Annotated in this window: 16 protein-coding genes and 1 pseudogene; 9 read left to right on the top strand and 8 right to left on the bottom strand. The window is 73.0% G+C overall.

The features are described from left to right. Window positions 1-8 precede the first annotated feature (8 nt). Window positions 9-578 carry a TetR/AcrR family transcriptional regulator gene (locus tag AB0L25_RS06745; RefSeq protein WP_500169366.1) on the top strand — a complete coding sequence of 190 codons (570 nt, stop codon included), beginning with the start codon at window positions 9-11 and terminating at the stop codon, window positions 576-578. 123 nt (window positions 579-701) lie between these two features. Here the strand turns inward: AB0L25_RS06745 and AB0L25_RS06740 are convergent, their stop codons facing one another. From AB0L25_RS06740 to AB0L25_RS06730, 3 genes are read right to left on the bottom strand one after another with little or no spacing between them, the layout of a single operon-like run. Further along, a complete protein-coding gene (locus AB0L25_RS06740; protein WP_500169364.1) occupies window positions 702-1,262 on the bottom strand; it encodes an anthranilate synthase component II in 561 nt (186 codons plus the stop codon). Beyond that, complete coding sequence (locus AB0L25_RS06735) at window positions 1,259-1,456, bottom strand: hypothetical protein (RefSeq protein WP_500169362.1); 198 nt, start codon at window positions 1,454-1,456, stop codon at window positions 1,259-1,261. Before AB0L25_RS06735 ends, AB0L25_RS06740 begins: the two co-directional genes overlap by 4 nt. A gap of 12 nt (window positions 1,457-1,468) precedes the next feature. Continuing rightward, window positions 1,469-2,107, bottom strand: a complete 639-nt coding sequence (locus AB0L25_RS06730) for a class E sortase (RefSeq protein ID WP_500169360.1) — start codon at window positions 2,105-2,107, stop codon at window positions 1,469-1,471. Window positions 2,108-2,283: 176 nt separating this feature from the next. On the opposite strand from AB0L25_RS06730, the gene AB0L25_RS06725 reads away from it, so the two are divergent. After that, window positions 2,284-2,541 carry a cell division protein CrgA gene (locus AB0L25_RS06725; protein WP_229816766.1) on the top strand — a complete coding sequence of 86 codons (258 nt, stop codon included), beginning with the start codon at window positions 2,284-2,286 and terminating at the stop codon, window positions 2,539-2,541. A 35-nt stretch (window positions 2,542-2,576) separates the two neighbouring features. Here AB0L25_RS06725 and AB0L25_RS06720 read toward each other — a convergent pair whose 3' ends face one another. Both AB0L25_RS06720 and AB0L25_RS06715 read right to left on the bottom strand, forming a co-directional pair. After that, window positions 2,577-3,473, bottom strand: a complete 897-nt coding sequence (locus AB0L25_RS06720) for a rhomboid family intramembrane serine protease (protein WP_500169358.1) — start codon at window positions 3,471-3,473, stop codon at window positions 2,577-2,579. A 43-nt stretch (window positions 3,474-3,516) separates the two neighbouring features. After that, window positions 3,517-4,041: a peptidylprolyl isomerase gene (locus tag AB0L25_RS06715; RefSeq protein ID WP_500169356.1), complete on the bottom strand. Its 525-nt coding sequence runs from the start codon at window positions 4,039-4,041 to the stop codon at window positions 3,517-3,519. Between the two features lie 290 nt (window positions 4,042-4,331). Between AB0L25_RS06715 and AB0L25_RS06710 the strand changes: the two genes are divergently transcribed. Both AB0L25_RS06710 and AB0L25_RS06705 read left to right on the top strand, forming a co-directional pair. After that, window positions 4,332-4,715, top strand: a complete 384-nt coding sequence (locus tag AB0L25_RS06710; protein WP_500169354.1) for a hypothetical protein — start codon at window positions 4,332-4,334, stop codon at window positions 4,713-4,715. A 157-nt stretch (window positions 4,716-4,872) separates the two neighbouring features. Beyond that, window positions 4,873-5,769 carry an acyltransferase gene (locus AB0L25_RS06705; RefSeq protein WP_500169353.1) on the top strand — a complete coding sequence of 299 codons (897 nt, stop codon included), beginning with the start codon at window positions 4,873-4,875 and terminating at the stop codon, window positions 5,767-5,769. A 97-nt stretch (window positions 5,770-5,866) separates the two neighbouring features. On the opposite strand, the gene AB0L25_RS06700 is transcribed toward AB0L25_RS06705, so the two are convergent. Both AB0L25_RS06700 and AB0L25_RS06695 read right to left on the bottom strand, forming a co-directional pair. Next, window positions 5,867-7,378 carry a DEAD/DEAH box helicase gene (locus AB0L25_RS06700; RefSeq protein WP_500169352.1) on the bottom strand — a complete coding sequence of 504 codons (1,512 nt, stop codon included), beginning with the start codon at window positions 7,376-7,378 and terminating at the stop codon, window positions 5,867-5,869. Window positions 7,379-7,497: 119 nt separating this feature from the next. Then, entirely contained in the window at window positions 7,498-8,151 is a 654-nt protein-coding gene (locus tag AB0L25_RS06695; protein ID WP_500169350.1) for a carboxylesterase family protein, read from the bottom strand. Here AB0L25_RS06695 and AB0L25_RS06690 point away from each other — a divergent pair. Next, window positions 8,084-8,242, top strand: a pseudogene (locus AB0L25_RS06690) (hypothetical protein); the annotation flags it as partial. The gene AB0L25_RS06695 and the pseudogene AB0L25_RS06690 overlap by 68 nt on opposite strands. Before the next feature lie 212 nt (window positions 8,243-8,454). Here the strand turns inward: AB0L25_RS06690 and AB0L25_RS06685 are convergent. Further along, window positions 8,455-9,327 (bottom strand): LysR substrate-binding domain-containing protein, encoded by an 873-nt coding sequence (locus tag AB0L25_RS06685; RefSeq protein ID WP_500169349.1) that lies wholly within the window; start codon window positions 9,325-9,327, stop codon window positions 8,455-8,457. A 105-nt stretch (window positions 9,328-9,432) separates the two neighbouring features. Here AB0L25_RS06685 and kdgD point away from each other — a divergent pair, with 105 nt between their 5' ends. The 4 genes from kdgD to AB0L25_RS06665 all read left to right on the top strand — a co-directional run bounded on the left by kdgD (window position 9,433) and on the right by AB0L25_RS06665 (window position 14,869). Continuing rightward, on the top strand, window positions 9,433-10,365 hold the full coding sequence (gene kdgD / locus AB0L25_RS06680; RefSeq protein ID WP_500169347.1) for a 5-dehydro-4-deoxyglucarate dehydratase: 933 nt from the start codon (window positions 9,433-9,435) through the stop codon (window positions 10,363-10,365). Next, window positions 10,362-11,942 carry an aldehyde dehydrogenase (NADP(+)) gene (locus AB0L25_RS06675; RefSeq protein WP_500169345.1) on the top strand — a complete coding sequence of 527 codons (1,581 nt, stop codon included), beginning with the start codon at window positions 10,362-10,364 and terminating at the stop codon, window positions 11,940-11,942. The genes kdgD and AB0L25_RS06675 overlap by 4 nt, the downstream gene beginning before the upstream one ends. Window positions 11,943-11,966: 24 nt before the next feature. Then, window positions 11,967-13,316, top strand: coding sequence for an enolase C-terminal domain-like protein (locus tag AB0L25_RS06670; protein ID WP_500169343.1), 1,350 nt, complete (start codon window positions 11,967-11,969; stop codon window positions 13,314-13,316). A gap of 77 nt (window positions 13,317-13,393) precedes the next feature. After that, window positions 13,394-14,869, top strand: coding sequence for a GntP family permease (locus tag AB0L25_RS06665; RefSeq protein WP_500169341.1), 1,476 nt, complete (start codon window positions 13,394-13,396; stop codon window positions 14,867-14,869). Window positions 14,870-14,960: the final 91 nt, after the last annotated feature.

Below are 14,960 nucleotides of genomic sequence, written 5' to 3'. Positions count from 1 at the left end.
CTGCCGGGATGGGACAGCGTGAGGACTTGCTGGCGGGCGCACGGACCTGCCTCGCCGAGAAGGGCTACAGCCGGACGACCGCGCGGGACATCGCGGGCGCGTCGGGCGCGCACCTGGCGTCGATCGGGTACCACTTCGGCTCGAAGGACAAGCTGATGGCCGTGGCGGTGCTGCAGGCCAGCGACGAGTGGGGCGACACGATCGAGGCGGCGGTGCGGGCGGCGGGCGAGGCGAGCCCGGCGGAGCGGCTGCGGGCGTTCCTGGACGAACTGTTCGCCGCGATCCCCCGGCAGCGGGACTTGCTCGTCGCGAGCACGCAGGCGTACACCGAGGCCCAGTTCAGCGAGGAGGTGCGGGCGCCGCTGCTGGAGGCCGTCGAGCGGGGCCGCCGGGAGCTGGCCGCGATGGTGCTCGGAGTGGAGGGCGACGAGGTGGACGACGCCACGGCGCGGGCGCTCGGATCGCTCGTGCACGCGATGGTCGTCGGGTTCGCGCAGCAGGCGCTGCTGGCGCCGGAGTCGATGCCGGCCGCCGAACAGGTGGCGGAGGCGGTGGCCGTCCTCGCGCGAGGGCGGTGACATGCGAAGAGGGCTTCCGCCACTCGGGGGCAATGGCGGAAGCCCTCGATATGGTCTTCGGCCCCGGGCGTCCGAACGTTACGGATTTCAACCAGAATTTTCTGCGAGTCGGGAATGCCCTGGTCAGAGGGTGTCCAGCCAGTTCCGCAGGAGCGTGCGGCCGCCGACCGACAGCACCGACTCCGGGTGGAACTGGACGCCCTCGACGGGGGCCGCACGGTGCCGGAGGCCCATGACGACGCCGTCCGGGGTCCGGGCGGTGATCTCCAGGACGTCCGGGACGGTCGCGGCCTCGACGGCGAGCGAGTGGTACCGGGTCGCGGGGAACGGGTTCGGCAGGCCCGCGAAGACGCCGCGGCCGTCGTGCCCGATCAGGCCGGTGGACCCGTGGACGATCTCGGGCGCCCGGGACACGACGGCGCCGTGGGCGTGCGCGATGACCTGGTGGCCGAGGCACACGCCGAGCACGGGCGCCCCCGACCGGACGAGCGCGGTGCAGACGCCCGCGTCCGCGGGGCGTCCGGGGCCGGGGCTCAGCAGGACGCCGTCCACCCGGGCGGCGTCGCCGACCGCGACGTCCTCGCGGAACGCGACGCGGCAGTCGGCGCCGAGTTCCCGCAGGTACTGGACGATGTTGAAGACGAAGCTGTCGTGGTTGTCCACGACGAGGACGCGCGGGCTCACGGCAGCCCCGGCTCCGGGGACGACGACGGGGACGGCGTCCCCGTGACGACACCGTGGTCGAACTGGACCTTCGGCTCCACCCACGGGAACACGACGTTCCACAGCACCAGGACGAGCGCGAGGACGGCGGCCGCCGCGACCGCGAGCTTGGTGTGCCACGCGCCGGGCAGCCGGCGCCAGATCCACGCGTACACGCAGAACCCCTCCTACTCGGCGGCCGCGGCGGTCGGGACGCGCGGCTTCGCGGCGGTCAGCTCGCCGAAGACGATCATGCGTTCGGCGTCGGAGTACTTCGGGTGGCAGGTGGTGAGGGTGATGAGCCGCTCGCCGGGCTTCTTCCCCGGGTGGTACGGGACGGGCGCGGTGACCTCGACGGCCGTCGGTTCGACGATGTCGCGCCCGGTGACCTTGTAGACGTACTGCTTCTCGCGCGTGTCGATGAGGATCTCGTCGCCGCGTTCGAGTTCGCCGAGGTCGTTGAACGGCGCGGAGTACGTCGTGCGGTGGCCGGACACGACGAAGTTGCCGACCTCGCCCGGCATGGCGCTGCCGGGGTAGTGGCCGGGGCCCTTGCGCAGGTCGTCGCGCTCGACGCCCTCGACGACGACGAAGCCGTAGTCGTCCCCGAACTCGGGGACGCGCAGCATCGCGATGCCGGAGCCGAGTTCGACCTGCTCGGTGGTGACCTCGGGGGCCTCCCAGCGTTCGAGGAGCCGCTCGGTGAGGCGGTTCTGCTGGTCCCGCGTGTACTGGCCGGTTCCCCACAGTTCGTACGTCAGGAACAGCATCAGGATCAGTCCGGCGGTGATGCACAGTTCGCCCAGTCCACGGATCAGCGTCCGCACCGCGCGTCCCCCTCCTTGAACGGCTCGATGTCGGGTCTCCCGCCGGTAGCGTGAAAACTGGGATGATGCCTCATGCCGGGGCCGGTGCGCCGTGCCCCAGCGGATACGCTAACCGACAAAACACCCATGCGCGGTCCGGCGCTCCGGCCGCCGGACGCCCGAGGAGATCGACCACCGTGGCCAAGTCGAAAGTGCGCAAGAAGGCGGTCTACACCCCGCCGCAGAAGTCCAAGGCGCCCGAGGTCAGCCCGCGCTGGCTGGTGCCCACGATGATCACGCTGTGGCTGGTCGGCCTGATCTGGATCGCGGTCTTCTACGTCACGGCGAGCACCGGCACCGAGGTGCCGTTCATGACGGACCTGCACAACTGGAACCTCGGCATCGGATTCACCGCCATCATCCTCGGCGTCATCCTGTCCACGAAGTGGAGGTAGCCCAGGGGACGCACCCCTGGGCCGCCCCATAGCTCCTACAGCCCGTACTGCGCGGACAGGTCCGCCGTCTTGACCGCCACCAGCACGCCCAGCAGCACCAGTGTGAGGACGGGCGCCGCGACGTGGACGGCGAGGCGGCGCGCCTTCGGCGCGTAGGCGTACGCGGCCGCGAGCGCGGCGCCCACGACCAGCCCGCCGACGTGGCCCTGCCAGGAGATCCCGGGCACCGAGAACGTGATGATCAGGTTGATCACCAGCAGGAACACGATGGGTCCGGTGGGGGCGCGCATCCGGCGGCCGATCACGAAGAAGGCCCCGAACAGTCCGAAGATGGCGCCGGACGCGCCCACCGCGGCCTCGCCGGGCGACACCAGGTACAGCAGCACCGAGCCGCCGAGGCCCGACAGCAGGTAGAGGGCGAGGTAGCGCCACCGTCCGAGCACCTGCTCCAGCGACGGGCCGATCGCCCACAGCGCCCACATGTTGAACAGGATGTGGGTGATGCCGAACGATCCCTCGGTCTGGTGCAGGAACATCGAGGTGACGAGCCGGTACCACTCGCCCTCGGCGACGCCGACGAGCCGCCCGTCGAGCAGCCCGAGGCCGACCATCATGTAGTCGAAGACGACCTCGCGGGACGCGCGCTCGAACAGGTACACCAGGACGCAGGCGCCGATCAGCGCGTACGTCACCACCGGGGTGGACGACGCCGCGACGCGGGCGCCCAGCGCGGTGCGGGGCGCCGTCCGGTGCGCGTCCCGGTTGCCCTCGGCGACGCACTCCACGCACTGGTGGCCGACGTCGGCCTCGCGCATGCAGTCCGGGCAGATGTAGCGGTCGCACCGCGTGCAGCGCACGTACGTCTCCCGCCCCGGGTGCCGGTAGCAGGTCGGCACCGAGGTGTCGGGCGCGGGACTGGGTTCTGTGCTCATCCGTACTCCGGCGTCGCGGTGCGGGCTCTCACCCTCTCAACGATTAACGACGCTCGATCGTCACCGTGCGGATCACGACGTCGGTCTTCGGGCGGTCCATCGCGCCGGTCGGCGTCTGGACGATCTTGTCGACGACGTCGGTGCCCTCGATGACCTTGCCGAAGATCGTGTGCCGGCCGGTGAGGTGGCGGGTGTTCTGGACGTTGGTGGTGATGAAGAACTGCGACCCGTTCGTGCCGGGCCCGGCGTTCGCCATGGCCAGCAGGTACGGCCGGTCGAACTTCAGGTCCGGGTGGAACTCGTCGCCGAACTCGTAGCCGGGGCCGCCGGTGCCGTTGCCGAGCGGGTCGCCGCCCTGGATCATGAACCCGTCGATGACGCGGTGGAAGATCGTCCCGTTATAGAGGGGCTTCTCGGTCTTCTGGCGGGTGTTCGGGTCGGTCCAGACCTTGTTGCCCTCGGCGAGGTCGACAAAGTTGGCGACCGTCTCGGGCGCCTGGTCCGGGTACAGCTGGACGACGATCTTGCCGAGCGTCGTGTCGAGGTTCGCGAAGATCTCGTTGGCCACGCGGGCCTCCTCATGGTCGTCCGGACGGTCGGGTCCGGATCTCGTTCGTGCAGTTCGGCCGGTTCCTGCCCGCAAACCGTGCAGCTCCGACATACCGGAAACCATCACCCTACGCGGTCGGACGGTCACTCGTACGGTGTTTACCTTCCGATGCACGGGAAGGCTGCAGACAGGACCTCGCAAACAGGGAGGTTAGCGTGTCCCTAAAGATCAGTATCCGTCGCAGGCCGCCAGACGGCGTGTACACGGGGTACGAGCGTGCCCGGCAGGCGGCCATGCAGGGTGCGAACATGTGCCGGCGGCAGGCCACCATGGCGGCCGACCGGTTCATGCCGGCCGCGAACGAGCGCGTCATGGTCGCGCGCGGCTGGAGCGCGCCCCGGCTGCGGCGGGCCGCCCGTTATGTGGAGACGGGCCTCGCCCCGCGGGTGAGCACGTTCATGAACGACATGGCTCACCGGGTGGAACCGCCGCGGCGCACCCGGCCGTCGACCGTCATGATGATGGCCATGGCGGGCACGGCCCTCGCGGCCGGCGCGGCGGGCGTGATGATGACCCGGCGCAGCGCCATGAAGGACATGGCGGACCGTTCGGAGGAGGGGGAGGCCACCTCCGCCGACTCGATGACGGTCAGCGGCGCCGACGTGGACGGCCAGGTGCACTCACCGCACTAGCAACCCCTTTCGGCCGTGGTACGTGATCGGTCGTGTGCATGCGTAAGGCTCAGTGGAAGAGGGCCCGGTCCGTGCGGACCGGGCCCTTTCACGTCCGGTCCCTCCCGTCCCGTCCCGCCCGTCCCGTCCGCCGCTACCAACCGGTACGGTGAACCGCATGTCGGCAGAATCCCGCTCGGTGCCGCGGCGCCTGGGCGTCCTCGCCAAGGACCGCGCCCGCCGGGGCCTGCACACCGCCGTGCACCGGACCTGGGAGTGGATCCAGCGGCACGGCGAGATCACCCCCCACACCCACGGCGCCCGCCGGTTCGCCTACCTCGGCGAGGGCGCCTGCATCGGCTTCCCCGTCGGCGCGATCTACGGCGAACCGTGGATCTCGATCGGCGACCACACCCTCGTCGGGACGCACGTCACGATCTCCGCCGGGTTCGTCCCGGGCCTCGACCTCGGACCGGACGTCGTCGTGACGATCGGGTCGAGCTGCTCGCTCGGCCGCGGCACGCACATCGTCGGGCACCAGTCGATCGAGATCGGCAACGACGTGTTCACCGGCCCGAACGTGTACATCACCGACCAGAACCACACCTACGGCGACCTCGACGTGCCGATCGGGCGGCAGTGGCCCGAGAACAACCCGGTGGTGATCGGCGACGGCTGCTGGATCGGCACCGGCGCGATCATCCTGCCCGGCACCCGGCTCGGCCGGAACGTCGCCGTGGCCGGCGGCGCGGTCGTCCGCGGCGAGTTCCCTGACCACTCGGTCATCGGCGGCGTCCCCGCGAAGGTGCTGCGCAGCCACGATCCCGAGCAGGGCTGGCAGCCGCCGCTGCGTACGAACCCGCTGATGTCGCTGGACGAACTCGCCGCCCTCTCCGTCGACGGCCTCGAGGGCCTGCAACTTCTCCAGGACCGCCTGCGCGCCGAGAACGCGGCGCACGGGACGAACGGCTCGGGCGGGACGAACGAAACGACCGGGGCGAACGGCTCGAACGGCTCGCGGGCCGCACGGGGCGCGGAGGCCGACGCGGACGACGTCCGCGAGGAGACGGGCTGACCGCTCGTCCCGTCCCCTGGGGCGGTGCGAATGTTCCACGTGAAACGACCCCGCCCCGGAAACCCGGGACGGGGTCGTTTCACGTGCTCAGGACGGGTCAGTTGTAGCGGGCCGCGCTCCGGTCGCCGCCACCGCCGCCGCGCTTGCCCCCGTAGGAGCCGCCGCGCCGGCCGCCGCCGTGCCCGGAACCACCGTGCCCGGAACCGCTGTGTCCGGAACCGCTGTGCGCCGAGCCGCCGCCGCTGCGCGGGCCGCCGCCGCGGCGCTCACCGCCGGACGAGCGCGAACCGCGCCCCCCGTAGCCGCGGCGCCCGCCCGGACGGCCCCGCCCGCCGCCGTTCTCGCGGCGCGGACGCTCCGGGATCAGCGGCTCCTCGATCGGGATGCCGGACGGGACGCGCGCCCCGGTCAGCTTGACCAGTTCGGCGTCGCCGCTGGACACCCGGACGCGCGGCGCGTTGATCCCGGCGCGGCGGGTCATCGCGGACGTCGAGCGCACCTGGTGCGGCAGGACGAGCGTGACGACGGTGCCGCGCTCGCCGGCGCGCGCCGTCCGTCCGGCGCGGTGCATGTAGTCCTTGTGGTCGGCGGGCGGGTCGACGTGCATGACGAGGCTCACGTCGTCGACGTGGATGCCGCGCGCGGCGACGTCGGTCGCGACGAGGACGCTGATGTTGCCCTCACGGAACTCGGCGAGCGTGCGGGTGCGCAGGCCCTGGCTCTTGCCGCCGTGCAGGCCCGCCGCGCGCACGCCGACCTGGGTGAGCTGCTTGGCGAGCCGGTCGACGCCGTGCTTGGTGCGGGCGAACAGGATCGTCCGGCCCTCGCGGTTGGCGATCTCGGCGGTGATCGCGCCCTTGTCCTTCGGCGCGACGAGCAGCAGGTGGTGGTCCATCGTGTCGACGGACTCGTCGACGGGGCCGATCGCGTGGGTGACCGGGTCCTGCAGGTAGCGGCGGACGAGGACGTCGACGTCCTTGTCGAGGGTCGCGGAGAACAGCAGCCGCTGCCCGCCGAGCCGGGCCTGGTCGAGGATGTCGGTCACGTCGGGCAGGAAGCCCATGTCGGCCATGTGGTCGGCCTCGTCGAGCACCGCGATCTCGACGTCGGACAGGTCACATGCGCCCTGCTGCATCAGGTCCTTGAGGCGGCCGGGCGTGGCGACCAGCACCTCGACGCCGCGGCGCAGCGCGTCGATCTGCTTGAACATCGAGGTCTGGCCGATGACGGTCTTGAACTTCAGGCCGAGGGACCGGCCGAGCGGCTCCAGGTTGGTCTGGACCTGCTGGGCGAGTTCACGGGTCGGGACGAGGATCAGCGCGAGGGGGCGCTTCGGGGCGGCGCGGCGGCCGGACAGGCGGGCGAGCAGCGGCAGGCCGAACGCGAGGGTCTTGCCGGACCCCGTCTTGCCGCGGCCGAGGACGTCGTGCCCCGCCATGATGTCGGGGATCGCGGCGGCCTGGATCGGGAACGGGGCGTCGATGCCCTGGCGGGCCAGGGCGTTCACCAGCTCGGCCGGGAGACCGAGCTCGGCGAAGGTGGGAACCCGCTCCTCGGCCGCGGTGGCGGCGTCGGCGGTCGGGTTCTGAGCAGCAGTGGCTGTGGTCACGCAATACCTTCCGAGAGGGGGGCACGTCTCGGGAGGCACCACGTATCGGATTTCGTGGGCTGCAAGGACGAGCCTGGCGCTGGGGCGCCGTAAAAATGATGAAGAGTGATTCGGTCAGTCTAACGCCGCCGGGGGCCATCCTTATGCCCCGTCTCTGCCGGAACATTCTCCCCGTCCGGATCAGCACCCGCACGCGGCCGCGCGGACGGGGGCCGTGAGCGGGTCGGGAGCCCGCCGCGCGACCGGCCGAACGCGGCGCGGACCTCGGCGGCGTAGGCGTCCGCGGGGAGCGGCCCGCCGTACTTCGCCGTCTCCAGGCCCCACACGTGCATGCGCTCCTCGTGGCGGTTGATCCCGGCGAGGACCGGCACCCGGTGGAAGCGGCCGCGTTCGATGGCGCGGGCCGGGTCCTCGGGCCGGACGCGGCCGCCGACGACCGGGCCGAACCCGGGCTGCGCGGGGTCGGCGGCGGCCTTCAGCAGGTCCGCGACGGGGACGCGGCGGAGCCGTTCGGCGGTCGGCGCGGCGCCGAGGCCGAGCCGGTCGACGAGCGCGCGGCCGTCGCGTTCGGCCTGCTCGCGGGGCCGCGGGTTGTTGGCCAGCGCCATGGACGGCGCCCACCGCGCGGCGCACGGGGCGCTCTGCATGATCACGCGGTCGAACAGGCCGGCCGAGCCGGGCGCGGCCAGGTGGGCGCACGCGCCGATGGCGCCGGACGACTCGCCGACGAGCGTCACGTTGCGCGCGTCCCCGCCGAACGTCGCGGACATCATCGAAAGCCGGATCGAAGACGGCACCTATCCCGTGAACACGCCCGTGCCGAGCGTCCGAGGCATCCGGGAGGAGTTCGACGTGTCCGCCCGAACGGCGGAAGGCGCACTCGCGGAGTTGAAGGAGCGCGGCCTCGTGGTCAGCGCGGTCGGCAAGGAACGTACGTCCTTCCGGCCGACCGGCGCGGCACGGCGAAGGGGTAGCGCCCGCGTCCCGCCCTGCCGACAGGCGGAAACGACCCCGTTCGCGCTCGTCGCGGCGGGCGCCGGACGGCCGCGGCGCCGCATCTCGGCGGCGCGTCCGGCTCAGGAAAGCAGGTCGAGGAAGGCGTGCAGGACCGGGTTGTCGTTCGCGGCCCGCCAGGTCAGGTGCAGCTCCACGGGTTCGGGGTTCGGCAGGCGGACGGGGCGCAGCGTGACGCCCTGGAGCCGCAGGCGGGACGCGGTGGCGGGGACGAGCGCGATGCCGAGGCCCACCTCGACGAGGGCGAGCACCGTGTGGACCTGGTGGGCGTGCTGGACGTACGCGGGGTGCACGCCCGACTCGCGGAAGACGCTCACCACGAGGTCGTGGAAGTACCGCGCCTCGAACGGCGCGTAGCCGATCACGCGTTCGCCGTGGAAGTCGGCGAGGTCGAGTTCGTCCTCGGCGCACAGCGGATGGTCGGCGGGCAGCGCGGCGAGGAGCGGCTCGGAGCCGAGCGGGCGCGCCTCCAGGCCGGGCGGCACGGGCGGCCGGACGAGACCGAGGTCGAGGTCGCCCCCGGCGAGGCGTTCGAGCTGGTCGCGGGTGACGAGCTCGCGCAGGACGATCTCGATGTGCGGGAGGTGCCCGGCCGCCGTGCGGAGCAGGTTGCCCAGCACGCCGTAGGCCGACGTCGCGGTGAAGCCGAGCCGCAGCACGCCCGACCGTCCCTCGGTCACGCGGCGGACGGACTGGGCGGCGTCCTCGGCGTCGTGCAGCAGGCGGCGCGCGTCGTGCAGGAACGCGCGCCCGGCGGGGGTGAGGCGCACGGTGCGGCTGCTGCGGTCGATCAGCCGTACCCGCAGTTCCTTCTCGAGCTGCTGGATCTGCCGGCTCAGCGGCGGCTGCGTCATGTTCAGCCGCTGCGCCGCCCGCCCGAAGTGCCCCTCCTCGGCGACGGCGACGAATCCGGCGAGCTGATTGATCGTGAACATCGATGCCTTTTGAGTATCAGTGGATGCTATTTCGGAGTTGGACTTGCATCGATGTCCGAGCCTAACGTCACCGCAAGCGTTCACCGACCTGAAGGAAAGAGTTCAATGTCCCAGTTCACGCCCGCTGAGGTCGCCGAACGGCTGGCCGGTGGGCTGCTGTCGTTCCCGGTGACCCATTTCCGCGACGATCTGAGCTTCGACGAGCCGGCGTACCGCGCGAACATCGGCCGGCTCGGGCGGTACGACGCGGCCGGCCTGTTCGCGGCGGGCGGCACCGGGGAGTTCTTCTCGCTGACCCCGGCGGAGGTCGAGGCGGTCGTGACCGCCGCCGTGCAGGAGGCGCCGGACGGCGTCCCGGTGATCGCGCCCGCGGGCTACGGCACCGCCACCGCGATCGAGCTGGCGCGCGCCGCCGAACGCGCGGGCGCCGCCGGGCTCCTGCTGCTGCCGCCGTACCTGACCGAGGCGTCGCAGGACGGCCTGTTCGAGCACGTGCGCGCGGTGTGCGACGCCACCGGGCTGGGCGTGATCGTCTACAGCCGGGCCAACGCGGTGTACTCCGACACCACGGTCGCGCGGCTCGCCGAGGCGTGCCCGAACCTGGTCGGGTTCAAGGACGGCGTCGGCGACATCGAGATGATGACGCGCATCCACACCCGCCTCGGCGACCGGCTCACCTACGTCGGCGGGCTGCCGACGGCGGAGATGTTCGCGCTGCCGTACCTCGAGATGGGCGTGACCACCTACTCGTCGGCGATGTACAACTTCGTCCCCGAGTTCGCGCTGCGGTTCTACCGCGCCGTGCGGGCGCACGACCACGCCACCGTCCGGCGTTACCTGGACGGGTTCGTCCTGCCGTACTGCGACCTGCGCAATCGCCGCGCCGGGTACGCGGTGAGCATCGTCAAGGCGGGCATGCGGGTGACGGGGCATCCGGCCGGGCCGGTCCGCGCGCCGCTGACCGACCTGGCCGACGACGAGGTCAAGGAGCTCGGCGAGCTGATCGAGCGGATCCCCGCGGAGGAGGAGACGGAATGACGGAGCCCACCGGGCACATGATCATCGCCGGGGAGCCGGTCGCCGGCTCCGGGCAGCGGATCCGCGCCATCGACCCGGGCACCGGCGCCGCGCTGGAACCGGCGTACGGCTACGGGGACGCGGGCGACGTCGAGCGCGCCTGCGCGGCGGCCGCCGCGGCGTTCGGCGAGTACCGGCGCGCGCCGCTCGTCCGGCGCGCGGAGTTCCTGGAGCGGATCGCCGACAACATCGAGGCGCTCGGGGACGCGCTCGTCCGGCGGGCGCACGCCGAGTCGGGGCTGCCGGTCGCGCGGCTGACCGGCGAGCGCGGCCGGACGACCGGGCAGCTGCGGATGTTCGCGCGGCTGCTGCGCGACGGCGGCCTGGAGGTCCCGCGCATCGACCCGGCGCTGCCCGACCGGACGCCGCCGCGCCCCGACATCCGGCAGCGGTGGGTGCCGCTGGGCCCGGTGGCGGTGTTCGGCGCGAGCAACTTCCCGCTGGCGTTCTCCGTCGCGGGCGGCGACACGGCCTCGGCGCTCGCCGCCGGTTGCCCCGTCGTGGTGAAGGGGCACGACGCCCACCCCGGGACGTCCGAGCTGGTGGCCCGCGCGATCGCGGACGCGGTCGCCGCGTGCGGCCTGCCCGCCGGGACGTTCTCGCTGCTGTTCGGGTACGGGCCCGACCTCGGCACGGCGCTGGTGACCGACCCGCGGATCCGCGCCGTAGGGTTCACCGGTTCGCGGACCGGCGGGCTCGCCCTGGTCGCGGCGGCGCAGGCGCGGCCCCGTCCGATCCCGGTGTACGCGGAGATGAGCAGCACGAACCCGGTGTTCCTGCTGCCGGGCGCGCTCGCCGAGCGGGCGGCCGAGATCGGGGCCGGGTTCGCCGGGTCGCTGACGCTGGGCGCCGGGCAGTTCTGCACCAACCCGGGCGTCGTCGTGGCCGTGGACGGCCCCGGCCTGCAGGCGTTCACGGACGCCGCGGCGGCCGCGCTGGACGGCGCCGAGCCGTCCACGATGCTCACCCCCGGCATCGCGGGCGCCTACCGCGACGGCGTCGCCGCGGTCGCCGCCCGTCCGGGCGTCGAGGTGCTCGCGCAGGGCGCGGCGCACGATCGTCCGGCGGCGTGCCGGCCCGCGCTCGTCGCCACGGACGCCGACACGTTCATCGGCGACCGCGCGCTCCAGGAGGAGGTGTTCGGCGCCTTCTCGATCGTGGTGCGGTGCCGGGACGCGGCGCAGGTGCGGGAGGTCGCCGAGGCGCTGGAGGGCCAGCTCACCGCGACCGTCCACGCGGCCGGCAGCGACCGCGCCGAGGCGGCGGAACTCCTGGACGTGCTGGAGCTGACGGCGGGACGGGTGCTGTTCGACGGCTGGCCGACCGGCGTCGAGGTCGGGCACGCGATGGTGCACGGCGGGCCGTTCCCGGCCACGTCGGACCCGCGCACCACGTCCGTCGGCACCCTCGCCGTCGAGCGGTTCCTGCGCCCGGTGGCCTACCAGAACGTTCCCGCCGAGCTGCTGCCGGGCCCGGTCGCGGACGGCAACCCGGACGGGCTGCTGCGCCGCGTCGACGGGCGCCCCGGCCGGGACTGACGACCACGTGATCAAAGGACGGCCATGACATCCGTACAGCAGCCCGCGGTGGCGGAGATGCGCGTGGTCCCGGTCGCCGGGCACGACGGCATGCTGCTCAACCTCAGCGGCGCCCACGCGCCGTTCTTCACCCGCAACCTGGTGATCCTCACCGACTCCGAGGGACGCACCGGCGTCGGGGAGGTCCCCGGCGGCGAGCCGATTCGCGCCACCCTGGACGACGCGAAGGACCTCGTCGTCGGACGGCCGGTCGCGCGCGTCCGGTCGGTGCTGCGCGAGATCCGGACCCGGTTCGCGAGCCGGGACGCCGGGGGCCGCGGCAGCCAGACGTTCGACCAGCGCGTCACCGTGCACGCCGCGACGGCCGTCGAGGCGGCGATGCTCGACCTGCTCGGCAAGCAGCTCGGCGTCCCGGTCGCCGAACTGCTCGGCGACGGCGTCCAGCGGGACGCGGTGCCGGTGCTCGGGTACCTCTTCTACGTCGGCGACCGGACGAAGACCGACCTCCCCTACCGCTCCCCCGAGGACGAGACGGGCGACGACGCCGACGCCTGGACGCGCGTCCGGCACGAGGAGGCGCTGACCCCGGACGCGGTGGTGCGGCTCGCGGAGGCCGCGCACGAGCGCTACGGGTTCCGCGACTTCAAGCTCAAGGGCGGTGTGCTGCCCGCCGCGGAGGAGGCCGCGGCGGTGACGGCGCTGGCCGAGCGGTTCCCCGGCGCGCGGATCACCCTCGACCCGAACGGCGCGTGGCAGCTGGCCGAGGCGATCGAGGTCGGCCGCGGCCTGCGCGACGTCCTCGCCTACGCCGAGGACCCGTGCGGCACCGAGGCCGGGTACTCGGGCCGCGAGACGATGGCGGAGTTCCGCCGCGCGACCGGGCTGCCCACCGCCACGAACATGATCGCCTGCGACTGGCGGCAGCTCGGCCACGCGGTGCGGTCGGGCGCGGTCGACATCCCGCTGGCCGACCCGCACTTCTGGACGATGGCCGGTTCGGTGCGCGTCGCGCAGTTCTGCGCCGACTGGGGCCTGACCTGGGGCTCGCACTCCAACAACCACTTCGACGTCTCGCTGGCGATGTTCACGCACGTCGCGGCGGCCGCGCCCGGCGAGATCACCGCGATCGACACGCACTGGATCTGGCAGGACGGGCAGCGCCTCACCCGCGAGCCGCTGCGCATCGCCGACGGGCTGCTGCCCGTGCCGTCCGGTCCGGGGCTCGGCGTCGAGCTCGACGAGGAGCGCGTCGCCGCCGCGCACGAGCTGTACCTGCGCGAGGGCCTCGGCGCCCGCGACGACGCGACCGCGATGCGGTACCTCGTGCCCGGCTGGACCTTCGACCCCAAGCGCCCGGCCCTCGACCGGGACTGACCGCCCCCGCCCCCGCCCCCGCCCCGCTCCCGCCCCGACCCACCCCTGCGCTCCGCGCATCCCCTCTGGAGGCGACGTTGCCTGTCTTCACCGCGCCCACGCCGGCCGCCGACCCGCCGGCCATGTCGTGGACGCTGCCGCCGTGGGCGCTGCTGCTCCTCCTCGCCGGCGGCATCGTGCTGCTGCTGCTGATGGTCATCAAGGCCAAGCTGCACGCCTTCCTCGCGCTGCTCCTGGTCAGCGTGGGCGTCGGCCTCGCGGCCGGCATCAAGCCGACCGAACTGCCCGGCGTCCTCGAGGCCGGCATGGGCGACACGCTCGGCGAGATCGCGATCATCGTCGCGCTCGGCGCCATGCTGGGCCGCGTCATGCAGGAGTCCGGCGCGGCCGAGGTCCTGTCGGGCAAGCTGCTCGCGGCGTTCAGCGAGAAACGCGCGCCGCTCGCCGTCGGACTGACGGCGCTGATCTTCGGCGTTCCCGTCTTCTTCGACGTCGGGTTCATCATCCTGCTGCCGCTGATCTACGCGGTGGCGCAGCGGTCCGGCCGGTCGCTGATCAGCATCGCGCTGCCCGCCGTCGGCGGCCTGGCGATCATGCACGCGGTGCTGCCGCCGCATCCCGGTCCCGTCGCCGCGGCGGGCCTGCTCGGCGCCAGCCTCGGCTGGGTGACGATCATGGGCCTGATCTGCGGCCTGCCCGCCTGGTTCATCGGCGCGTACCTGTTCGGCATCAAGGTCGGCGACCGGCTGAACACGCCCGTCCCGGCGCAGCTCGTCGGCGAGGCGCGGGAGCAGTCCGGCGCCGCGTCCGGCGCCGGCGGCGAGGACGGCGCTTCCGGCGGCAAGGGCGGCGGGACGGCCGTCGCGGTGCGGCCCGCGCCCTCGTTCGCGGTGACGGTCACCGTGATGCTGCTGCCCGTCCTGATGATCATGCTGAACACGTTCGCCGACACGGTGCTCCCGGACGGCGACGTGCAGGCGGCGCTCGAGTTCATCGGCTCGCCGATCATCGCGCTGACCGTGGCGACGCTGCTGTCGTTCTGGCTGCTCGGCCTGCGCGGCGGGTTCAGCATGGAGCGCCTGGAGAAGGCGGCGTCCGCGTCGCTCGGGCCGGTGGCGCTGGTGCTGCTGGTCACGGGCGCGGGCGGCGTGTTCGGCGCGGTGCTGGAGAACACCGGCGCGGGCGAGGCCCTCGCCGACCTGCTCGGCAAGACGTCGCTGCCGGTGATCGTGCTCGCCTTCCTGATCGCCACCGCGCTGCGGGTCGCGCTGGGCTCCAAGACGGTGGCGATCGTGACGACCGCCCCGATCGTGGCGCCGCTGATCGCGGACGCGGGCCTGTCGCAGCCGGAGATCGCGCTGGTCGTGGTCGCGGTGGCCGCGGGCGGAACCGTCCTGTCGCACGTCAACGACTCCGGGTTCTGGCTGTTCAACCGCTACATGGACATCGACATCCGCACCACGCTGAAGAGCTGGACGCTGATGGAGACGTTCATGGGCGGCACCGCGTTCCTCATCGCCGCGGCGATCAGCCTCGCCATCTCCGTCACCTGACGCGTCGCGCGCGACGAAGCCCCGCCCTCCCCGGGCGGGGCTTCGTCGTTTCGCGGGCCTGCGTCCCGCCGTCGCGTGATCAAGGTCATGC

Origin of the sequence: Spirillospora sp. NPDC052242 (assembly GCF_040679555.1) — a bacterium.
Taxonomy (GTDB): domain Bacteria; phylum Actinomycetota; class Actinomycetes; order Streptosporangiales; family Streptosporangiaceae; genus Spirillospora.
The sequence above is the reverse complement of the archived record's forward strand: the minus strand, read 5'-3'. Positions and strand labels throughout refer to the sequence as shown.